General features: G+C 44.3%; 16 protein-coding genes. 12 read left to right on the top strand and 4 right to left on the bottom strand.

Features of this window, described 5'->3' with window-relative positions; genetic code table 11:
• Window positions 1–206: 206 nt before the first annotated feature.
• From AB6C75_RS08220 to AB6C75_RS08195, 6 genes are all read left to right on the top strand, one after another.
• The gene (locus AB6C75_RS08220; protein ID WP_372107535.1) at window positions 207–1,580 is read left to right on the top strand and encodes a YcjX family protein; all 1,374 of its coding nucleotides are present in this window, start codon (window positions 207–209) and stop codon (window positions 1,578–1,580) included.
• A 14-nt stretch (window positions 1,581–1,594) separates the two neighbouring features.
• Window positions 1,595–2,647, top strand: a complete 1,053-nt coding sequence (locus AB6C75_RS08215) for a YcjF family protein (RefSeq protein ID WP_372107534.1) — start codon at window positions 1,595–1,597, stop codon at window positions 2,645–2,647.
• A gap of 187 nt (window positions 2,648–2,834) precedes the next feature.
• The gene (gene tyrR, locus AB6C75_RS08210) at window positions 2,835–4,379 is read left to right on the top strand and encodes a transcriptional regulator TyrR (protein ID WP_372107533.1); all 1,545 of its coding nucleotides are present in this window, start codon (window positions 2,835–2,837) and stop codon (window positions 4,377–4,379) included.
• 72 nt (window positions 4,380–4,451) lie between these two features.
• Window positions 4,452–5,039 (top strand): ribosomal protein S5-alanine N-acetyltransferase, encoded by a 588-nt coding sequence (rimJ, locus tag AB6C75_RS08205; protein ID WP_009847025.1) that lies wholly within the window; start codon window positions 4,452–4,454, stop codon window positions 5,037–5,039.
• A 120-nt stretch (window positions 5,040–5,159) separates the two neighbouring features.
• Window positions 5,160–5,633 (top strand): DUF2947 domain-containing protein, encoded by a 474-nt coding sequence (locus tag AB6C75_RS08200; RefSeq protein WP_029223788.1) that lies wholly within the window; start codon window positions 5,160–5,162, stop codon window positions 5,631–5,633.
• Between the two features lie 266 nt (window positions 5,634–5,899).
• On the top strand, window positions 5,900–6,115 hold the full coding sequence (locus AB6C75_RS08195; protein WP_009847023.1) for a hypothetical protein: 216 nt from the start codon (window positions 5,900–5,902) through the stop codon (window positions 6,113–6,115).
• Window positions 6,116–6,287: 172 nt separating this feature from the next.
• Here the strand turns inward: AB6C75_RS08195 and AB6C75_RS08190 are convergent, their stop codons facing one another.
• From AB6C75_RS08190 to AB6C75_RS08180, 3 genes are all read right to left on the bottom strand, one after another.
• Window positions 6,288–9,128 (bottom strand): Hsp70 family protein, encoded by a 2,841-nt coding sequence (locus AB6C75_RS08190; protein ID WP_372107532.1) that lies wholly within the window; start codon window positions 9,126–9,128, stop codon window positions 6,288–6,290.
• Window positions 9,129–9,266: 138 nt separating this feature from the next.
• The gene (locus tag AB6C75_RS08185) at window positions 9,267–11,252 is read right to left on the bottom strand and encodes an Hsp70 family protein (protein WP_372107531.1); all 1,986 of its coding nucleotides are present in this window, start codon (window positions 11,250–11,252) and stop codon (window positions 9,267–9,269) included.
• The gene (locus AB6C75_RS08180) at window positions 11,252–11,884 is read right to left on the bottom strand and encodes a DUF2760 domain-containing protein (RefSeq protein WP_372107530.1); all 633 of its coding nucleotides are present in this window, start codon (window positions 11,882–11,884) and stop codon (window positions 11,252–11,254) included. The genes AB6C75_RS08185 and AB6C75_RS08180 overlap by 1 nt, the downstream gene beginning before the upstream one ends.
• A gap of 348 nt (window positions 11,885–12,232) precedes the next feature.
• Between AB6C75_RS08180 and AB6C75_RS08175 the strand changes: the two genes are divergently transcribed.
• From AB6C75_RS08175 to AB6C75_RS08150, 6 genes are all read left to right on the top strand, one after another.
• The gene (locus tag AB6C75_RS08175; protein ID WP_372107529.1) at window positions 12,233–13,771 is read left to right on the top strand and encodes a diguanylate cyclase domain-containing protein; all 1,539 of its coding nucleotides are present in this window, start codon (window positions 12,233–12,235) and stop codon (window positions 13,769–13,771) included.
• 87 nt (window positions 13,772–13,858) lie between these two features.
• Complete coding sequence (locus tag AB6C75_RS08170) at window positions 13,859–14,389, top strand: 3'-5' exonuclease (protein ID WP_009847018.1); 531 nt, start codon at window positions 13,859–13,861, stop codon at window positions 14,387–14,389.
• A gap of 369 nt (window positions 14,390–14,758) precedes the next feature.
• On the top strand, window positions 14,759–15,115 hold the full coding sequence (locus tag AB6C75_RS08165) for an antibiotic biosynthesis monooxygenase (protein ID WP_012604199.1): 357 nt from the start codon (window positions 14,759–14,761) through the stop codon (window positions 15,113–15,115).
• Window positions 15,116–15,130: 15 nt separating this feature from the next.
• Window positions 15,131–15,826: a hypothetical protein gene (locus tag AB6C75_RS08160; RefSeq protein WP_017102684.1), complete on the top strand. Its 696-nt coding sequence runs from the start codon at window positions 15,131–15,133 to the stop codon at window positions 15,824–15,826.
• Between the two features lie 418 nt (window positions 15,827–16,244).
• On the top strand, window positions 16,245–16,943 hold the full coding sequence (locus tag AB6C75_RS08155) for a helix-turn-helix domain-containing protein (RefSeq protein WP_032499115.1): 699 nt from the start codon (window positions 16,245–16,247) through the stop codon (window positions 16,941–16,943).
• Window positions 16,944–16,948: 5 nt separating this feature from the next.
• The gene (locus AB6C75_RS08150; RefSeq protein WP_029222865.1) at window positions 16,949–17,386 is read left to right on the top strand and encodes a hypothetical protein; all 438 of its coding nucleotides are present in this window, start codon (window positions 16,949–16,951) and stop codon (window positions 17,384–17,386) included.
• Between the two features lie 33 nt (window positions 17,387–17,419).
• Here AB6C75_RS08150 and AB6C75_RS08145 read toward each other — a convergent pair whose 3' ends face one another.
• A complete protein-coding gene (locus AB6C75_RS08145; RefSeq protein WP_009847013.1) occupies window positions 17,420–17,869 on the bottom strand; it encodes a TerB family tellurite resistance protein in 450 nt (149 codons plus the stop codon).
• Window positions 17,870–18,067: the final 198 nt, after the last annotated feature.

The raw sequence follows: 18,067 nt of genomic DNA, 5'->3' as shown, positions 1-18,067 counted from the left end.
CAAATTCTAAAGCCCCTGATTATGAATGTAGTCAGGGGTTTTTATTCATCTAGCATTAAGAATGGGTATTGCATACTCACCACTATTAGTAAAAGAACAAGCAAAAGAAAAAGCAAAAGCATACAAACAACCCTAATAGGGAAAGAACATAGGCTAGCCTATCTATTATCATAACCGACTGGCCTAATTATCACGGAGTCGTTCAAATGAAACACCTAACTCAAGAAATGAGTGACTTTATAAGCAGAGGAACGGATTCTCACATTCGAGTAGCGGTCACGGGGCTTTCTCGTGCGGGTAAGACAGCATTCATTACTTCGCTGGTTAATCAGCTTCTTCATACGTCTACCCACAAAAATCTGCCTCTACTTGCATCGGCGAGAGATGGCAGAATTATTGGCGCAAAGCGCATCCCGCAACAAAACATGATGATCCCACGTTTCTCTTATGATGAAGCGATGGAGTCGTTGAATGCACAACCACCAGAATGGCCAGTGCCAACGCGAGATGTTAGTGAGATTCGTCTAGCAATTAAATATAAGCCAGCTAAAGGCGCAAAGAAGCTGCTGAGCAAAAACAGCACCCTTTATCTCGATATTGTTGATTATCCGGGCGAATGGCTGCTTGATTTACCTTTGTTGGACATGGATTTTGATACTTGGAGTCAATCTCAATTTGCCGCGTTGAAAGGCGATAGAGAAACCTATTCGCAACAGTGGAACACAATACGTGGCGACATTGACTTGCTAGCCGAAGCAGAAGAAAAGAAACTGGTCGCGATTGCCGATAGCTATACTCAGTACCTTCATACTTGTAAGGATAACGGATTGCACTGGGTACAACCGGGTCGATTCGTATTGCCGGGTGAGCTTGAAGGCGCGCCTGTGCTGCAATTTTTCCCGTGCGCTGCTCCCGAGGGTAAGTTCTCAAAAACCAGCAACTATGCGGTTTTAAAAGCGCGTTATGAAGAGTATCAACAGAAGGTCGTGAAAGCGTTCTATAAGAATCACTTCGCGACGTTCGACAGACAAATCGTGTTAGTGGATTGCTTACAGCCACTTAATGCGGGCTATGATTCTTTCATGGACATGCGTGGCGCATTAGAACAGTTACTTAAGAGCTTTAAGTACGGTCGAAGCAATATCTTAAGACGTTTATTCGCGCCGAAGATCGACAAGATCTTGTTTGCAGCCACCAAGGCTGACCATGTGACACCGGATCAACATCCGAACTTGGTGTCATTGTTACAACAGATGGTGCATCCGGCTTGGCAACAGGCGGCGTTTGAACACATCGACATGAGTTGTATGAGCATTGCGTCTATTCAAGCGACCAGCGCGGGTTATATCTCGTCGGGCTCAGACAATGTTCCGGCGTTGCAAGGTGTGACTTTGGATAATGTCCCTCAAACCATGTATCCGGGAGAGGTGCCGCGTAAACTGCCCAATAAACAGTATTGGGAAACCAACCAGTTTGATTTCACAAGCTTTAGGCCGATGGAGCAGCACTCTGACGAGCCTTGTCAGCATCTGAGAGTCGACAAGGTTTTAGAGTATCTCATTGGCGACAAGTTGAAGTAATTGAGGTAATCAAAATGAGTGAATTAAAAACGAAACAGGTCTTTGATGAACCTTTAAAGACCTCGTTCGATGAGCCGGATAAGAATGAAGTTACCCCAGATTTGGGTGCTCAAAAGTTATTCACGGAACAAGAGAAGTTTGTGCCCGTTGCACCACAAGTGGAAACCGACCTTGATGGAGACGCTGAGCTGCAATTGGAACAAGTGATTCGACCGAGCAAAAAGAAGAAGTGGTTTGGAACGGGCTTACTTGTCGCTTTCTCTGGCCTAGTCGGATGGCAGGCGATTGACTCTGTCATTACAGCTATTCAAACCGCTGACTGGCTAGCTTTAGGTTGGGCAGGTTTCATCGCTGCCATTGCTTCATTAGGTTTAGGCGCAATAGGCAAAGAGTTGTGGAAGCTGCGTTCGCTGAAAGATCATTTCAGTGTACAAGAGCAGAGTGAAGAGCTGTTACAAAGCCAGAGTGTTGGTAAAGGCAAAGCATTCTGTGAAAACATTGCCAAGCAGGGCGGTATTATTGCTGAGTCACCTTCGTACGATAAGTGGCGAAACAGCATTAACCCAGCACACAGTGATGCAGAAGTGTTGGATATGTACGATGCGTTGGTTGTTGCTCAGCAAGATAAAGTGGCGACTCAAATCGTCACTAAGTTCTCGACCGAATCGGCGGCTTTGGTTGCAGTGAGTCCATTGGCTGCTGCTGATATGTTGCTGGTGGCGTGGCGTAATTTCACCATGATAGACAAGCTTGCTGATGTGTATGGCATTGAGCTTGGCTACTGGTCTCGTATAAAGCTATTTAAACTGGTGTTAATCAACATGGCCGCTGCAGGAGCCAGTGAACTCGCGATTGATGCGAGTATGGACCTCGTCTCGATGGATCTTGCAGGCAAAGTCTCAGCTCGAGCTGGGCAGGGGCTCGGTGTCGGCATCCTCACTGCGAGACTGGGCTTAAAAGCCATGACATTGCTGCGTCCTATGCCTTGGCATAATGAGCGAAAAGTAAAACTCTCCGACCTTCGCAAAGCCGTTCTTTCTGAAATAAAGCGCATTACCTTAAAGTAAAGCGAAGTGCTTAAAATTGAAATGTAGGAAATAAAGCGAATTACCTTCCTATAAAGTCTATATACACAAGGAAGTTGAGTGATTTGCGAGCGAAGAGTAAACATATGTTTACTCTTCTTCTTGACTGAACTTAGAGCTTAATTCACACTACTGTCAACTTATCCTGACACCTATAATAGGACTATTTGTGCGTCTTGAAGTATTGTGTGAAGACAGACTCGGCTTAACGCGTGAGTTGCTCGATATCTTGGCCTCAAAAAGCATTGATTTAAGAGGAATCGAAATTGATGTTAAAGGTATTATTTACCTAAATTGCCCGGATATTAATTTTGATGCTTTTAGTGAACTTATGGCTGAAATTCGCCGAATTTCAGGTGTGAAGGATGTACGTAAAATCCAGTTTATGCCAAGCGAAAGGCATAACACAGAACTGATTGCCCTGCTGGCAAACCTACCTGATCCTGTGATTGCGATTGACCTTAAAGGCTCAGTCGACATGGCAAACCACGCTGCATTGAACCTTTTCAACAAACAAGAAGAAGAAGTGATCGGTGAGCCACTAGCGACGTTCGTTCCTAGCTTCAACTTCGCTCGTTGGATTGAAGGCGATGTAACGCGTCACCGTGAAGTCGTGGTGCTAGATGGTCTAGATTTCTCTATTGAAATTCTGCCTATTTATCTAGGTGGTGATGTCAACGAGGCGGTACTGGCGAGTGCAGTAATGACGATTCGTTCTTGTAACCAAGAAATGAACGCGCCAGACGCCATCCCTGAACAGAATAACCTAGGTTTTGAACACTTTGTTGGTGTCTCTAATCGCCATAAAGCCTTGATCAGTCAAGCTAAGAAACTGGCCATGCTAGATCAACCTCTGCTTATTGAAGGGGATACAGGTACGGGTAAAGAGATGCTGGCGAAATCGTGTCATAACCGTTCAAATCGATCTTCTTTTCCATTTTTGATTCTAAGCTGTGCATCAATGCCTGATGACGTAGCAGAAACGGAATTGTTTGGACATGCACCGGGCTCATTCAACCATGAGCAAGGTCATAAAGGCATCTTTGAACAAGCGAATGGCGGTACGGTATTCTTAGATGAAATCGGCGAAATGAGCCCGCATCTACAAATCAAACTGCTGCGTTTCCTACAAGATGGTTCATTCCGTCGTGTTGGTGAAGAAGAAGAGATGCACGCGGATGTTCGTATTATCGCATCAACGCGCCATCGCCTTTCTGAATTAGCCGACTCGGGCTCGTTTCGTGAAGATCTGTTCTACCGCTTGAACGTACTGACTTTGTCGATTCCTGCTTTGCGTGAACGTTCAAACGATGTTGCGCCATTACTGGAGCTATTCGTTGCAAAGTACGCACAGCAGTTAGGTATGTTAAAACCAAAGTTGACTCAAGAACTAATCGACCAATTAGGTAACTACCAATGGCCAGGCAATATTCGTCAGTTAGACAACATGGTTCTACGTGCACTAACAGAGTTGGATTCAGATACGTTAACGGTTGAGCAATTCCACCTGCCACAGCTTGACACTATGACTGCTGGAATGGCGAATTTAAGCTTAGACGGCTCGCTAGACGAGATCATGAAAGACTATGAATCTCAGATTTTAGAGAAGCTTTATCAGTCATTCCCATCAAGCCGTAAGCTTGCTAAACGTTTGAATGTATCTCACACCTCAATTGCGAATAAGCTTCGTGATTACGGTATCAGAAAGAACTGATGATATTAGACTGCTAAATTCGGTAAGAGTGAGGCGGTAACGAAAAAGAGACAAAAGAATAAGAACAAGACTATGGAAGATTCGAGTACGCAGCAACGTATTGATAAACGTGATGGCAACCTAATTTTACGAACGGCTGAGATCTATGATGCGAGCATGATTAGTGAGTACTTTCAGGTGAACAGAGAGTACCTTAAGCCTTGGGAACCTACCCGAGAGGATGCGTTCTTTGACAGAGCGGATTGGGCTCAACGGCTGATTAAGTTAAACGAACTCCATAAATTGGGGCTAGGCTATTATTGCTTGTTGATTAATGCTGATTCAAATGAAATGTTAGGTACCATATCGTTCAGTAATTTGTCTCGTTTCCCGTTCTACGCTTGTAATGTCGGTTACTCATTGGCGCAAAGTGCACAGGGCCACGGTTACATGCGCAGAGGCTTGAGCATGGCTAAAGACTACATGTTTGACGTGCAGAACATGCACCGCTTAATGGCGGGCTACATGCCTCACAACGAACGAAGTGCGGGTGTATTAGAGCATCTTGGTTTTGTTCGAGAAGGTTTTGCCAAAGATTATCTACAGATAAACGGTAAATGGGAAGATCACGTGTTGACGGCACTGGTAAACCCAAACTGGCAAGATAAACGCTCCGTGTGAGTGTCAAACATTGAATTTAGATACAGCGGAGAACATAAATAAAATGAAGTCATCGCTGTATCGAAAGAACATATAGGCATGGTAAGCCCATAAGCCTGAGAAGATATTTGAGGAATTTTGATGTCATATACAACTTTGGAAGAATACCAAAGAAAATGGATTTTCACTCACCAGTCAATGCCACTACCCGCTGAAGATTTGGAAAAGATAAAACCAATGACACAGGCGAGAGCATCTCAGTTTTGGAAAGAGAACGTAAGCCCTCAAAGCCCGGATGCAGAAAGACTAAGTTCGCAAGATTGGCCAAGCAAAGCGTCGAACTGGAATGAAGAGATCAGCTGGATGGCAAATTGGGAAGCCGATGAGCCTGAAATGCCAGAAGAAATCCTTAACTTCATTGATTGGCAAGATGACGTAACTGTTTATTTTTGCTACGAAAAATATAATGTTCTTGAAACCAAATGGTCGGTTTTCAAGAAGCATTGGAAAAACTTTTTGTTCTACGATGATGGCCCTATCTTACTCGGTCGCCGTCGTTCAGAAGCACTTTGGTTTGCTACAAATGGTACGGTTAAAATTGGTAACCGTGCTTAAGTTGGTTTGATTTAATCGTGCGAGTGTTGGCGATCCGATCAACAGATAGACAGACAAGAAGCGAGCATTAAGCTCGCTTTTTTTATACCTGATGATCTTTGAAGATCATGGGGAATACCCACTGTCTGAGCTCAATTGAAAATGAGCGCTTCCACTTTTTTAAAGTGGGCAAATTACGAAATTGAGATCGCTATCTCATTGGGTTAGTTGAAGTTTTGTGTGTTTGAGCTATCTTAATATTACTGCCTTAGTGGAGGTGAAGTATTATGATTTGGGATACTCTCGAACGTGTAAATAAACTTCGCAAGGAAGCAATGGAAGATCCAGAGTTTTTGGATTCAGCAAAAATGCATGAGGAATGGCTTTTAAGCGAAACTCATAATCAATTGAACCAAGGAGCTAAAGAGAAGAAACCGAAAAAGTTATCTGATATTTATGAAAATACGGATTTTCCTATCAACCCAACAGGTACGAAACATTAACAATGATGAACTGCAATACGGCTAAGGCTCTTAACCAAGATGCGATAAGTCGACTAAACATACCAGCCTTAAGCCACCAATAAAAAAGCCACTTTCAACGAATCGAAAGTGGCTTTTTCTTTTCTCGTTAGCTTCTTTACTCATTAACAACTAAAGCTAATCGTTTTTAAACCTAGTTATTAATCAGGCTTAACCCGCTTGGTAATGCATCACCAAATACGCGTTTAGACTCGCTCTCAGAAAGTTCAGTGACTTCACTCACTAGCGTTAGCCATGAATCAGGTACCTTGCTTTGCTTTAATTTATCAAGAACTTGAGCACGGTAGTCATCAGAGATATCGAACTGTCGGTCACCTGTCTTGCGGCAAATCATCACTGCCGCGAAAGCTATCATTTGCTCTTTCTGCCGATTCTGGTCAAGCAGCTTTGGTAACCACTGTTCTGCTTGCTCTCTTGGAATGACGCTGTGTTGGCTTCCGTATAAAGGTGTACGAGACGCTAAGCGACCCAGAGCCCACCAGTGAGCCTGTTCGAACTGATTATGGTTAATTGCTTTGCTCAAGAACCATGTAGCCAATAGAACTTTATCTTCCACCTCGAGTTGCTCAAGGGACGCTGCCAATCTCACCATGGCTTCATAACCATTGTCTTGTGCATCTTTAGCCGTTTTAGGGTTCTTCATTGCACCGGGGTGAAGGTATTTCGCGATATCAGCCAAGATGGTCTCTTGCTGCTCTTGATTCAGGCCACCCGCAACTCGACGCCAGAATACCCACCAATCTGTCCAACCTTGATGGTTCTGGAATTGGATATTTTGTTGGTAGAGGCCCCAAATTTGTTCGATACGCCATGAGTCGGTTGGATCACCAAAGCCAGGTCGCATAGAGTAACCCGCTAAACGGAGCCAGTTTTTCTCGTGTGCTTCAGAGCGACGACGTCGTTTACGACCTAATGAGAACGAATCAAACAGGTGACGGAGAGTAGTAAAGTCCCACTCTTCGCGCTTACCAAGTCGTTTCTCAAGATCTTTGGCCAGCGTTTTGATCTCTTTAGATTCCGCACTTTTCTTGTTGCCGCTGTACAGGCGAGAAATCAACTCCTTACATTCGTCCAGTCTTGGATGAAGTTTAGAGTTATCGGACTCATCGCCTTGCTTGTTTCTGACTTCAAACTCGAGCAACCAACGTTTAGAGTCATCTTCTGTACTCACACACTCCATTTTCAGTGTGCCGACTTCTGTTAATTGACACGCGAGCAATACTTCGACGCGTTCTTTTTGGTTGGCTTGGAGCTCTGCAGTACCTGAACCTTCCAGTGTAGAAATGTACGGCGGAAGAGGGGAGAACAAGTCAGCGTCGACATTGACCATCACACCATTTTGAATAGCGGTGTCATGAGCAATTTGATCGTGTGTTGAAGTCAGAAGATTAAATCGTACCGGTTCGCCTAAAGTCAGTGAGAAACGACGGCTGTTCAAGCGTATCTCTTGGCCTTCTTCTGTCCCTCTGGCAAGCAAACAAAGCGCTTTGCCCATCTTGTTCTTCTCTTGTAGATGCAAAAAGTAAGAACGAGCGGCACCACCACCGATTTTCAGTTGTGCACCACGGCGTGCTTTACCAAAAGCTACAGCACCAAGGGCTACAGACCAGTCAGGGTGAGGGTTATCTAAGACGGTGATTGGTGCACCGTTCCAATTGCCAAGTAACTGAGTAATTCGCTCTGTTACCAGTTCACTGTTGAACACACCACCATTGAGTAGCACACCAACAGGAATTGCAGGTTTGGTATCATCAAACTTAACAGAGTCTGACTTTTCCAATGCGGCTTTAGATACTTGCTGATGTGTCGCTAGGAATTCGGCAACGTGCTTACTTACAGCAGGATCTGCTGCGTAGGGTAGACCGAACTCTACAACCGCGCTACGTCGTTTGTCGGGTACTTCCGTAAACTCTGAAAGCGGGAAGAAACCTTCTAGTGCAATCTGATGAACTTCTTGTTTGGTTAAACCAATACTCTTGGTACCGCCAAGCAGTTTTGAACCGCTGCCCAGCATGGTGATCTTCACATCGTCTGGCGCATTAGCAGAAAGCAGGCTCTCTTTTGCGGCGCGAGTCTGCTGAATAAGCTTGGTTAGGCTCGAAGCATTCAATTTTTTGTTTTGATTGAAGCGCTGCTCTGCAAGGTGGGCAAGAGCTAAATCGAGGTTATCACCCCCGAGCATCAAGTGTTCGCCAACGCCGATACGGTCGAGTGCGAGCTCTTGATTGCCACCGTTATCCGATTTGAAGCTCGCTTCGATCAAACTTAAATCGGTAGTACCGCCACCAACATCACACACTAGAATCAGCGGGATCTGTTGAAGTTCGTCTGTAGCGGTTTGTTGGTGACGGGCATACCAGTCATAACAAACGGCTTGCGGCTCTTCGAGCAATAGAATCTTACCTAAACCAGCAAGTGCTGCCGCTTCGAGTGTCAGCTTACGTGCTGTCTCATCGAATGAAGCAGGAACGGTGACTACAACGTCTTGGTCTTCAAGCTTATTGCTTGGGTTACGGTAGTTCCATGCTTGACGGATGTGGTTAAGGTAGCTTGCGCTTGCGACAACAGGAGACACCTTATCGACGTCAGTTGCGCCTGCCCAAGGCAGAATGTCGGAGTTACGATCAACCGCTTGGTGAGATAACCAGCTCTTAGCACTGGATACTTGGCGGCCTTCGACTTTTGCGCCCAGTTCGCGAGCCCATTCACCAACGATGACATTTTGAATATCGCCTTCAACTAAGCTCGGTTCCCAAGGCATGGTGAGATCGGAAGGGGAGATCTGACCTTGTGCGGGATGATAACGAAATGATGGAAGTAGAGGCTTGCGAACCACTTCACCGGGGCCGATGAGTTGGTCAATATCGAAAAGAGAAACGGGAGCATGTTGTAGGTCGTCGTTGATTTCACAGTAAGCGACAACAGTATTGGTTGTGCCTAAGTCAATGCCGACTAAAAAACGAGGAGATGCCATACAAAACCTTATTCTGCCAAAGTGATGACCAGTTAATGGATAATTTTGGTCTTATTATTGTCTTTGGAATGCTTTTAATACAGGGCTAGGGAATCGCATTGATAAAGTAACGGCACCCGCTAAGGTGCCGTTGATTCATTATGCTTCTACGTTTGAGTCGTTATTCGAGTCTTCACGAACGTCGAACTCAACATGCCATTTCTGACCATTGTCAGTGGCTATCGCTTCTAGGTATAACGTGCCTAATTCAGTAACACGAGACGCCAAAGTCACCGGAACCACTTCACCTTCGCGACGACCTTCAGAAACAGGCAGTGTCACTTGGATTTCAGGAAGCTCATCAAGATCTTCTGGAGCCCAGTGATCAAGGTGCGTACCTGCTTGGTCTTCACGACGTGTTGTTGAACCGAAGAATTGGAAGTGTACTGGCTGGCCAATCACTAGACCAAACTCTTGACTCGGAACTTGAACGCTTGAGCCTTCTTCCATGCCAAATGGTGCAACACACAGTGCTTCCATTGGAGGAGCCATACCTGGGATAGCTGGCATCGCGCTTTCAATTCCTACGTAATAAGAAGAAGCGATACCACCGCGGATACGAACGCCTTGGCCACGACGTACTGCGCCGTAGTAAGAAGCGCCACTTGCAACCGCTAGATCTAAGTCTAAGCCTGAAAGCTGTTTAGCGAATTCAGCGTCGGCATTAATTAGCCATTCATTGATCGTGTCTGAAAGACGATCAGCAAGTAGGTTAGATTTTAGAACACCACCATTGAACAGTACCGCTGTTGGTTTGATGAAGTCTGCTGCTGGCGCTTCTGACCCTTGCGCTTCTGTACCGGGCATGTTTGCAAACGGGTTGAAATCTTGTTGAGCGGTTTCGCTATTTCCAGAAAGCGCATTGGCTTGCTTAGAAAGGAACGCGGCAATATGACGAGTAATACCCGCATCTTGAGCGTAAGGTAGACCCATTTGAGTCAATGCACCACGAGTTTTCTGTACCGGGTGATCCGTTACAGCGACTTGTGGGAAGAAGCCATCAACCAATGTTTGTTGTACTTCTTGCTGAGTCAGTTCTGTTTTCAGTGTTGCGCCAAGTAGCTTAGAGCCGCGGCTTGGAACAACGATGGGCACAGATTGAAGTTCAGCATCATTTAGCAATGCTTCTTTCGCATCACGACACGCATGAGTCATCGCTTGAACCTGCCAAGGAGCCAGTTCTTTACCTTCTTGAGCTAACTTCATTTTCAGACGGTAAGCTAACGCTAAGTCCATATTGTCGCCGCCAAGTAGGATATGCTCACCTACCGCGATGCGGTTCAGACTTAGGTTGCCTTCGTCTTGTGTTACTTCAACTAACGAAAGGTCGGTTGTACCACCACCGATATCGACAACAAGAACGATGTCGCCAACGTTCACTTCATCGCGCCAAGTATCGTTGCTGTTATCAATCCAGCTGTAAAGAGCTGCTTGTGGCTCTTCAAGAAGCGTTAGGTGAGTAAAACCAACATTACGCGCAGCTTCAGCCGTTAGGTCTCGAGCCGCAGGATCGAACGAAGCTGGAACGGTGATCGTTACATCTTGGTCTGCCAGTTTGTGTTCTGGGTTAGCGTGGTTCCAAGCATCTTTAAGGTGCTCAAGGTACAACTCAGTTGTCTTAAGCGGAGATACCTTTTCAACTTCTTCAGGGCTGCCTGCTGGAAGGAACGCATCACGACGGTTAACACCACCGTGGCATAGCCAAGATTTTGCACTTGCGACCAAACGGATAGGGGTTTTCGAACCTAGGTTACGAGCAATCGCACCGACTAGCGCTTTAGGTTCAGAACACCAAGGAAGAACGCGAGAGCCCGCATTCATTTCATGTTCGTGCGGCTGGTATAGGAACGAGCCAAGTTGGCTGCGAGTTTCTACGGTACCTGGAGCCGTCAATTGAGGGATTGGCATCACCTCTACACGAGCATCTTCATTGCTTGTGTCGATGTAAGACAAAACGCAGTGTGTAGTACCTAAATCGATACCGACACTGAACTTAGGCGCTTGCTGTTGCTCTTGAGAAGATAGCTCTTGTGAATGCGTCTGTGCAGATGACTCGTGTGATGATGGCTGAGTTTGGTGTTCCATTATAGCTCCACCTCTGCCGGTGCAATTACAGATGCATCGTAGTTTTCAGCAAGCTTAGGCAGGTTCATGTCAGTTGCTTTCCAACCTTTGTGAACCAGTGTGCCGTTGAATGGCGCATTACCCGTTACGTTGCCTGTTAGGCGAATTTCTTGAGGGTTGAAACCTTCAACAACCGTGATACGTGTTTCTTCATCTTCAGTGCGGATGTGAGACAGCGTTACGTAATCGGCTAATACTTTTTGACCGCCAGTGTGAATAACACGAGCTGCCGCGCCAACTTCCTCATCAGAGAATGACGTTAGGTCTTCTTTTAGGAAGTCAATTAAACGAGCTTCTTGCTGCATGATAGACAGTAGCTGCATTGCAGAATCTGTTGGTGCTGTTGCCAGCTTAGATTCAACTTCTACTACTTTTTCGATCACACGTTCAACTTCAACAACTTTCTCTACTTCGACAATTTTCTCAACTGGCTTTTCAACTTCAACGATCTTTTCTACTGGTTTTTCTACGACTTTCTCAACCACTTGGGTTTTACGAGAAACGGCAATAAGCAGTAGTAAAACGCTTGATGCAGTTAGGCCTGCGTGAAGCATATCAAACGTTTGTGGGATTAGGTTCAAATCAACGATCATAGTGATTTCTCTTTAAAATTGATTTAACGGTATATTCGTCGGTTTAAAGGAATATACAGATTGGAAAGAAACTCGGTAGCACGAGACTGAAACGGTCGCTTTCAAGCTATAAATATGGGTGGATACTAGCATATTCAAGGCTTAAGAGGTGTATTTAATGTTTTCAAACAAGTGGCTTTTTAGTGTGTTAGCTTGAAATTTAGTCGAGATTTGTCTGGTTATTGGTCATGGGGGTCAGTAAAATTTACAAAATGCCCGTTTAATGTGACATTTAGGACTAAACATGAATGGAGCATTATTTCCGTCCGTTATATACTTTTCATTCAATAGAGCCTATTTGGAACCCGCATGCCCCAAACTACTGCCCCACTAACAGGGTTGAAGAGACAAACTCTCCCGTTGGTCGTATTTTCGGTCAGTTTTTTGATTACTGTTTTGTGCTTTGTATTAGTCATGCTTAATCAAAAGCGTGCGCTGAATATGAATTTGGATAGTTTTGCTACTCACCAGACATTGAGCTTGGAAGCCTTTATAGATAATGATGTTGCATATATTGGGTCTGGTGCTAATTTTTTCTACGCAAATGACCCTGAAAATTGGGATAAGTTTGATCGCTTTGCTAAGCAAACCATAGATGATTCAAAGAGTTTAATTGCCTTGCAGTGGATGCAAAAAGTGCCCGCAGACGAGATAGCTGAGCACACGGCGAAAATGAAAGAAAAGTACCCATTCTTTAAGCTGTATACCATTCCTAAGAACCAAGCAAAAACCTATGGCTACATTTTGGATGGTCAGCCAGCTTTCGTTGCTAGCGATATTTTCCCCAACACAGAACCAAACAACAAAGTTCTTGGCTTTTACTCTTCTAGAGAGCGATTTGATCTCGTTCTAGATAATATCAAACAGACACGTAAGGCGAATATTTCAGACAAAGTTCGCTTGATACAAGATGGGCTAGATAAAGACACAAAAAAGAGTGGCATGTTGGTGTATCACCCTGTCTTTGAGGGAGAGAGTGACAACTTACTCGGCGTTGTAATTGGTGTGGTTCGCACCACATACTATTTTGAGAACTTGCTGGCTTCGACGGTTGGGGATATGAATGTTTATGTCCGCGTTAGTGATGTCGGTTTTGAAGCCGAAGATGCACCTGTCTTGTTCGAAACGAAAGGTTATGAGGGTGTGACTGGACAACATATCACCAAGAAAATCACACTCACTAACCGTGAATGGGTTGTCGACTTCAAGATAGACTCATGCATTTCGTTTAATGGTTACCTGGTGTTGGCCGGGATTGCCCTCGTGGGCACGACTATTTCACTGTTGCTTTCTTATATCGTTAAACTGCAAGTCCAAGAAAAAGTACGCCTGTATAAAATGATTGATGAAAGAACGGAAGAACTCCGTTTTCTTGCCAATCATGACAGCCTCACAGAGATTTATAATCGACGAGCCTTTAATAAGGTGCTCGATAAAGCGATACAAGGTGACAAGCCGTTTAGCTTGATTGGATTTGATGTCGATAAATTTAAAGGGATTAATGATCAATTTGGCCACCCGGCTGGTGATGCCTTACTGGTTCATGTAATTCAGTTGATTTCAGGCAGTTTGAAAGAGGGCGATCATGTCTTCCGTATGGGAGGAGATGAGTTTGGTATCATTTCGAGCGTCATTGAACACGACGCGCTGGCACGTTATTTAGAATGTATTTTAGATACGGTGAGCGAGTCTCACTGTGAGCATAAAGGTCAACTATTGAGTTGTACTCTAAGTATCGGTGCTACCATCCGCAGTAAAGAAGACATCGAAGAGCTCCTTCAAAAAACCGATAGTATGCTTTACCTAAGTAAGTCAAATGGCCGAAATCGCGTTACAATTGCAGGCTAAATGAGCACTTGATGCAACTAGGGTCGAGTTCTGTATTGGGCTCATGTACAATTTGACAAAATTTTTGACGAGAGAATTAGGCGACGTATGAATCACAATCGAGTGGTATGTTTCGATTTGGAAATGTGCTGTTGGAGCGAAGACGGTGTGGGAACAACAGGCGAGATCATTGAAGTTGGTCTTGCTGAAATTGATCTAGCATCTGGCACTATCGTCAAGCGAGCACAATACTACGTTAAGCCAGAGAAAGATGAAGTCTCTCTGTTCTGCGCCGAGCTAACGGGCATAACACCTCGTAAAATCGAAAAGCAAGGTCGTCCATTAGAATCGGTCATCAAGTCGATGATTAAGAACTTCGGTGGACCAAAAAAAATCTATGCAGCGTGGGGACGTGACGACCTTATCTTACACAAAGAGTGTATTGAGAAAGGCATCGAACCTCCGTTCAGCGAGTTCTTGAATATCGCCACGCTTTATCGAGTTCAGAATCGATTGAAAGAAAAACGTATTGGTCACCGTGCTGCTCAAGAAGCGAAAAACATTGAGTGGGAAGGTCGTCAGCACTCAGGTTATGTTGACGCTTATAACTTGGCAAAGCTTGCGCTGACTATGTTGTAATCGTTTGTATTTCAGAGAGGCGCTTGGTTAAATACTGAAAGGTTAAACACTTAAAGTTAGCCTGAATCTTGTGAGTTATTAAAATGAAGAGCCACCTACTTATTAGGTGGTTTTTTTGTGCCTGTTATTTGAGGGTAATGACGATCCAAATTGAGGGTAATGACTATTCACGTTAAGGGCAATGACTATCCCAAGAAACCTAATTTCAACAAGTGGTTTATCAATAGTGAATGGCTACATCGCTTATTTTACGAGTGAATAATATTGGTTTGAAATTTAGCTTTTTAATTAATATTAAATCGCAGGTCTCGACCTTGATTGGGTAGGGCTAGGTGGTAGCGTTAGCTCACCCAAAACAAGGAGAATAGGATGAAGAACATTATTAAGTATGGATTGGCACTGGGGGCGCTAAGCGTAAGTGCGTTGGTTTCGGCACAACCCGTTGTATTGATAAATACCTTTTCAGTCGAGCCGGCCCATGAGGCCGCTACATTAACGTATTGGGAAAATGCGCGAGACGTATTGATGAAGCAACCCGGATACCTATCGACCAAACTGCACCGCTCTTTAAGCTCGGACGCGACATACCGCTTTATCAATGTCGCTGAATGGGAGAGTAAGAAGCAATTCCATGATGCAATACAAGTGATGAGAAAAGAGCTACCACCTTTAAAAATCGAAGGGGTTTCTGCTGACCCTAACTTGTATGAAATTATTCGCGACTAATCAGGAAACCACATAATGAAAACAACTCTAGGAACCTTTTTAGCTATTTTTAGCTTTCTACTTTCAGCGACTCTTTTTTCAACCCATGCCCATGCTGCGGCATACGGTGTGTCAGTCGCTTGGAAAACCGACGATGCTCAAGCGGTATTTGAGGCGATGCCTCATCAGAAAAAAGCATTTGCTAACTTAATTGACGCGGGCTTGGTACACGATATGTTCGTATCGGAAAGCTTTATCGGAGACAAGAAATTTCCGATGATTAAGTTTGTGATTGAAGCGGACAGTGAACAGCACGTTCGAGAGTTGATTGGTAACCTACCATTCCAATTTAAAGAGCTTGTCGAGGTGACTGAAATCAGAGACATCGGTAATAAGTGGTTAAACACTGACGTCGCTTTCAAAAACTACGCAGTCGAACTCGCTTGGACAGAGCCTGAGAATCAATTCATTGTCGATGAGATTATCAGCCAAGATTTACAAATGGTTGTCGATTGGAGCGCTCAAGGCGTGATTACTTCTGCTTACTTAAAACATCAAGAAATAGCTCAAGAGAAGCCAAACCAAAAAGCGATGATCAGACCCATTTACTCAATGGCAATATTGGCTAAAAACGAAGAACAAGCTCGCGGAGTTGCCAGTCAGTTGAATGCAGTAAAGTTAGGCTTCGCTGAAGTTATGATTAGTGAACTTGGATTCAAACTGGAACTATAATTTCGCTAGAACAGAATTGTGACCTCGTTTTCAGATTGCGTAACGACGAGGTCTTAATATAGGACCATGACAAGTTTAGAGTTAAACTTGGCTATGTTCATAGGTGAGTGAGTTTTCGTGACTGGCTCACCTTGTTGTTATTTTATCTTGTTACTTGCTGAGCTTATATTTGGCTTAATTATTGACTAAACTTATTACTCTTCTTTTCCATGTATGGTTTGGTATTAGCTCGACCAAATAAACACCTTTTTGATGACCTTTTATTTATGAACGCCTCGCCGAAATGAACGCCAATAGCCCTGATAAGATCACCTTAGACGCTTCGGGTATCGAATTGAATAACAATACTCTCATTAATTCGAGCTCTAACAAGCAGGTCACCTTGTCTTCATCCGAAAGTTTGATCCTTGAACATTTGGTGATGAATAGCCCGAAAGCGATTGGCCGAGACTTCCTTCTTGAACATTGCTGGCCTGGGCGGGTGGTGACAGGAAGCTCGCTAAACGTAGCGATAAAGAACATTCGTACAGCGTTGAATGAACTGAACTGTGAGTGCAAAATTTTAACGGTTCAGAAGCAAGGGTACAGTTTTAGCAGGCCTCAACAGCTTGGTGGTTATCTATCAACACCCATTTCTGCTATTCAAACTCAAGTAGCTCAAGTTAATGTTCCTAATGAAACCGTTGAGCTAGAGGTTTTTAATACTGACAGTGATCGCAGTGATGACAGTAAAAGCGAGTCTGTATTACCCCAACAACGGGAACTTCATAAACAGCGAAGGGTTAAGAGTTTTCTCACTCGTCACCAATCTCGTATCGTAGGGATGGTCGTCAGCGCGCTTCTTCTCGTGCTGTTTTATCAGTTCGTTTTTTTTATGGATAAAACGAGCTATCGTGGCATGGATGTTTATCACGACAGTTTGAATTTTGATCAAGAATTATTAACCGAACTCAATACCGTCTCAGAACTCGGTGTTGATTCGCTTTATCTGCATCGCATCGGAGTTGGGTGCCAGAATATCCAAGCCGTCGCATTGATAAACGGGCGCTGGAAAGAGATGAGTCACCAGTTTAAATCTTTGTCTTGCGATGACGATAATGACGATGAGCGAGGGTGAGTGATATGAATCGTAAGTTTTGGATGCCTATCTTACTCACGTTTTTTGTGATTCTAAATGTAGGCTTAATTTCTGGGCTCGCAACCAAAAGTACTTATAAATTTTCCGCAGAATACCCGATGGTAGGCTGGGAAAAAATATCACTTCGATTGGAAAATGGTCGAGTCAAAATGCAGTACATTGGTTACGATATCGATGGGAATATCGCTCAAACTAAGCAGATGTTTGGCGTGTTCTTGCGCTGGGGGAATCATTACTACTTTTATCAATTGGATCAAGATCAGGCCCAAGATAAGCAGACATTTAATATCAAGCACTTATACATTCAACAAACACAAGGCAAGCGCAGTGTGTTGGTATCAAATCAGCGCGGCCTTTATGTCACTAAGAAGGGCACGCCGTTAGAGCTCAAAGGCATCATGCATGGCGACCGTTTACGTTGATCCAGTCACTTAACGTGAGTATCGAGCCTTTGGTTAGCTTTTACCGATGACGTTCAGCTTAGTTTTGATAAAGTCACTGTGGTCAACGTAGAGCAGTTCTGCGGTTTTACGGATCACTGAATCTTCAAGTGGGTCAATCTCTCCATCCGCATGCGCGACTTCCCACATAGCTTTGATTAATTCTATGCGAACCGGCTGCGAAAGCTCTCGCAGTTGAGAAGTGAAATCGTACAGAGAAACAGATTGTTCAACTTGAGGCTCAGCTTGTGTTAATAAAGCTTTTGATTCTTCTTCGGTTATGTTCAGTAAACGCTGAAGTAAGTGCAGTTTGGCTTGTTGCTCTGATTCGTTGATCGCGTGGTCTGCACCAGCGACTTCGCATAACAAGCTGGCGATGGCTAAGTTAGGTGAGGCAGTGGGCGTTTTGCCTAAATCAGAGCCGTCAACTAATTGTTTAAATAACGAGGTAAGTGAGTTAAACATAAGAGCATTCCAGTTATGGTGAATATTATTACTATTGGGCCTACGGAGTGTGATCGCAAGCGTCTTTACTTAAAACTGACATTACGAAGAGGTCAGCAATAAGGAACACTTGTTTAGGGCGTGTTGACCTTTCGCGGTTAAACTTTGTTCGAGATAAAAGCGTTTTAATCGCGGCGAGGGGGAAGTAGCCTAGTCATT

The sequence above is a fragment of the Vibrio sp. 10N.237.312.B06 genome (assembly GCF_041464685.1).
GTDB lineage: Bacteria > Pseudomonadota > Gammaproteobacteria > Enterobacterales > Vibrionaceae > Vibrio > Vibrio tasmaniensis_A.
This window is presented reverse-complemented; position numbering and strand designations above follow the sequence as displayed.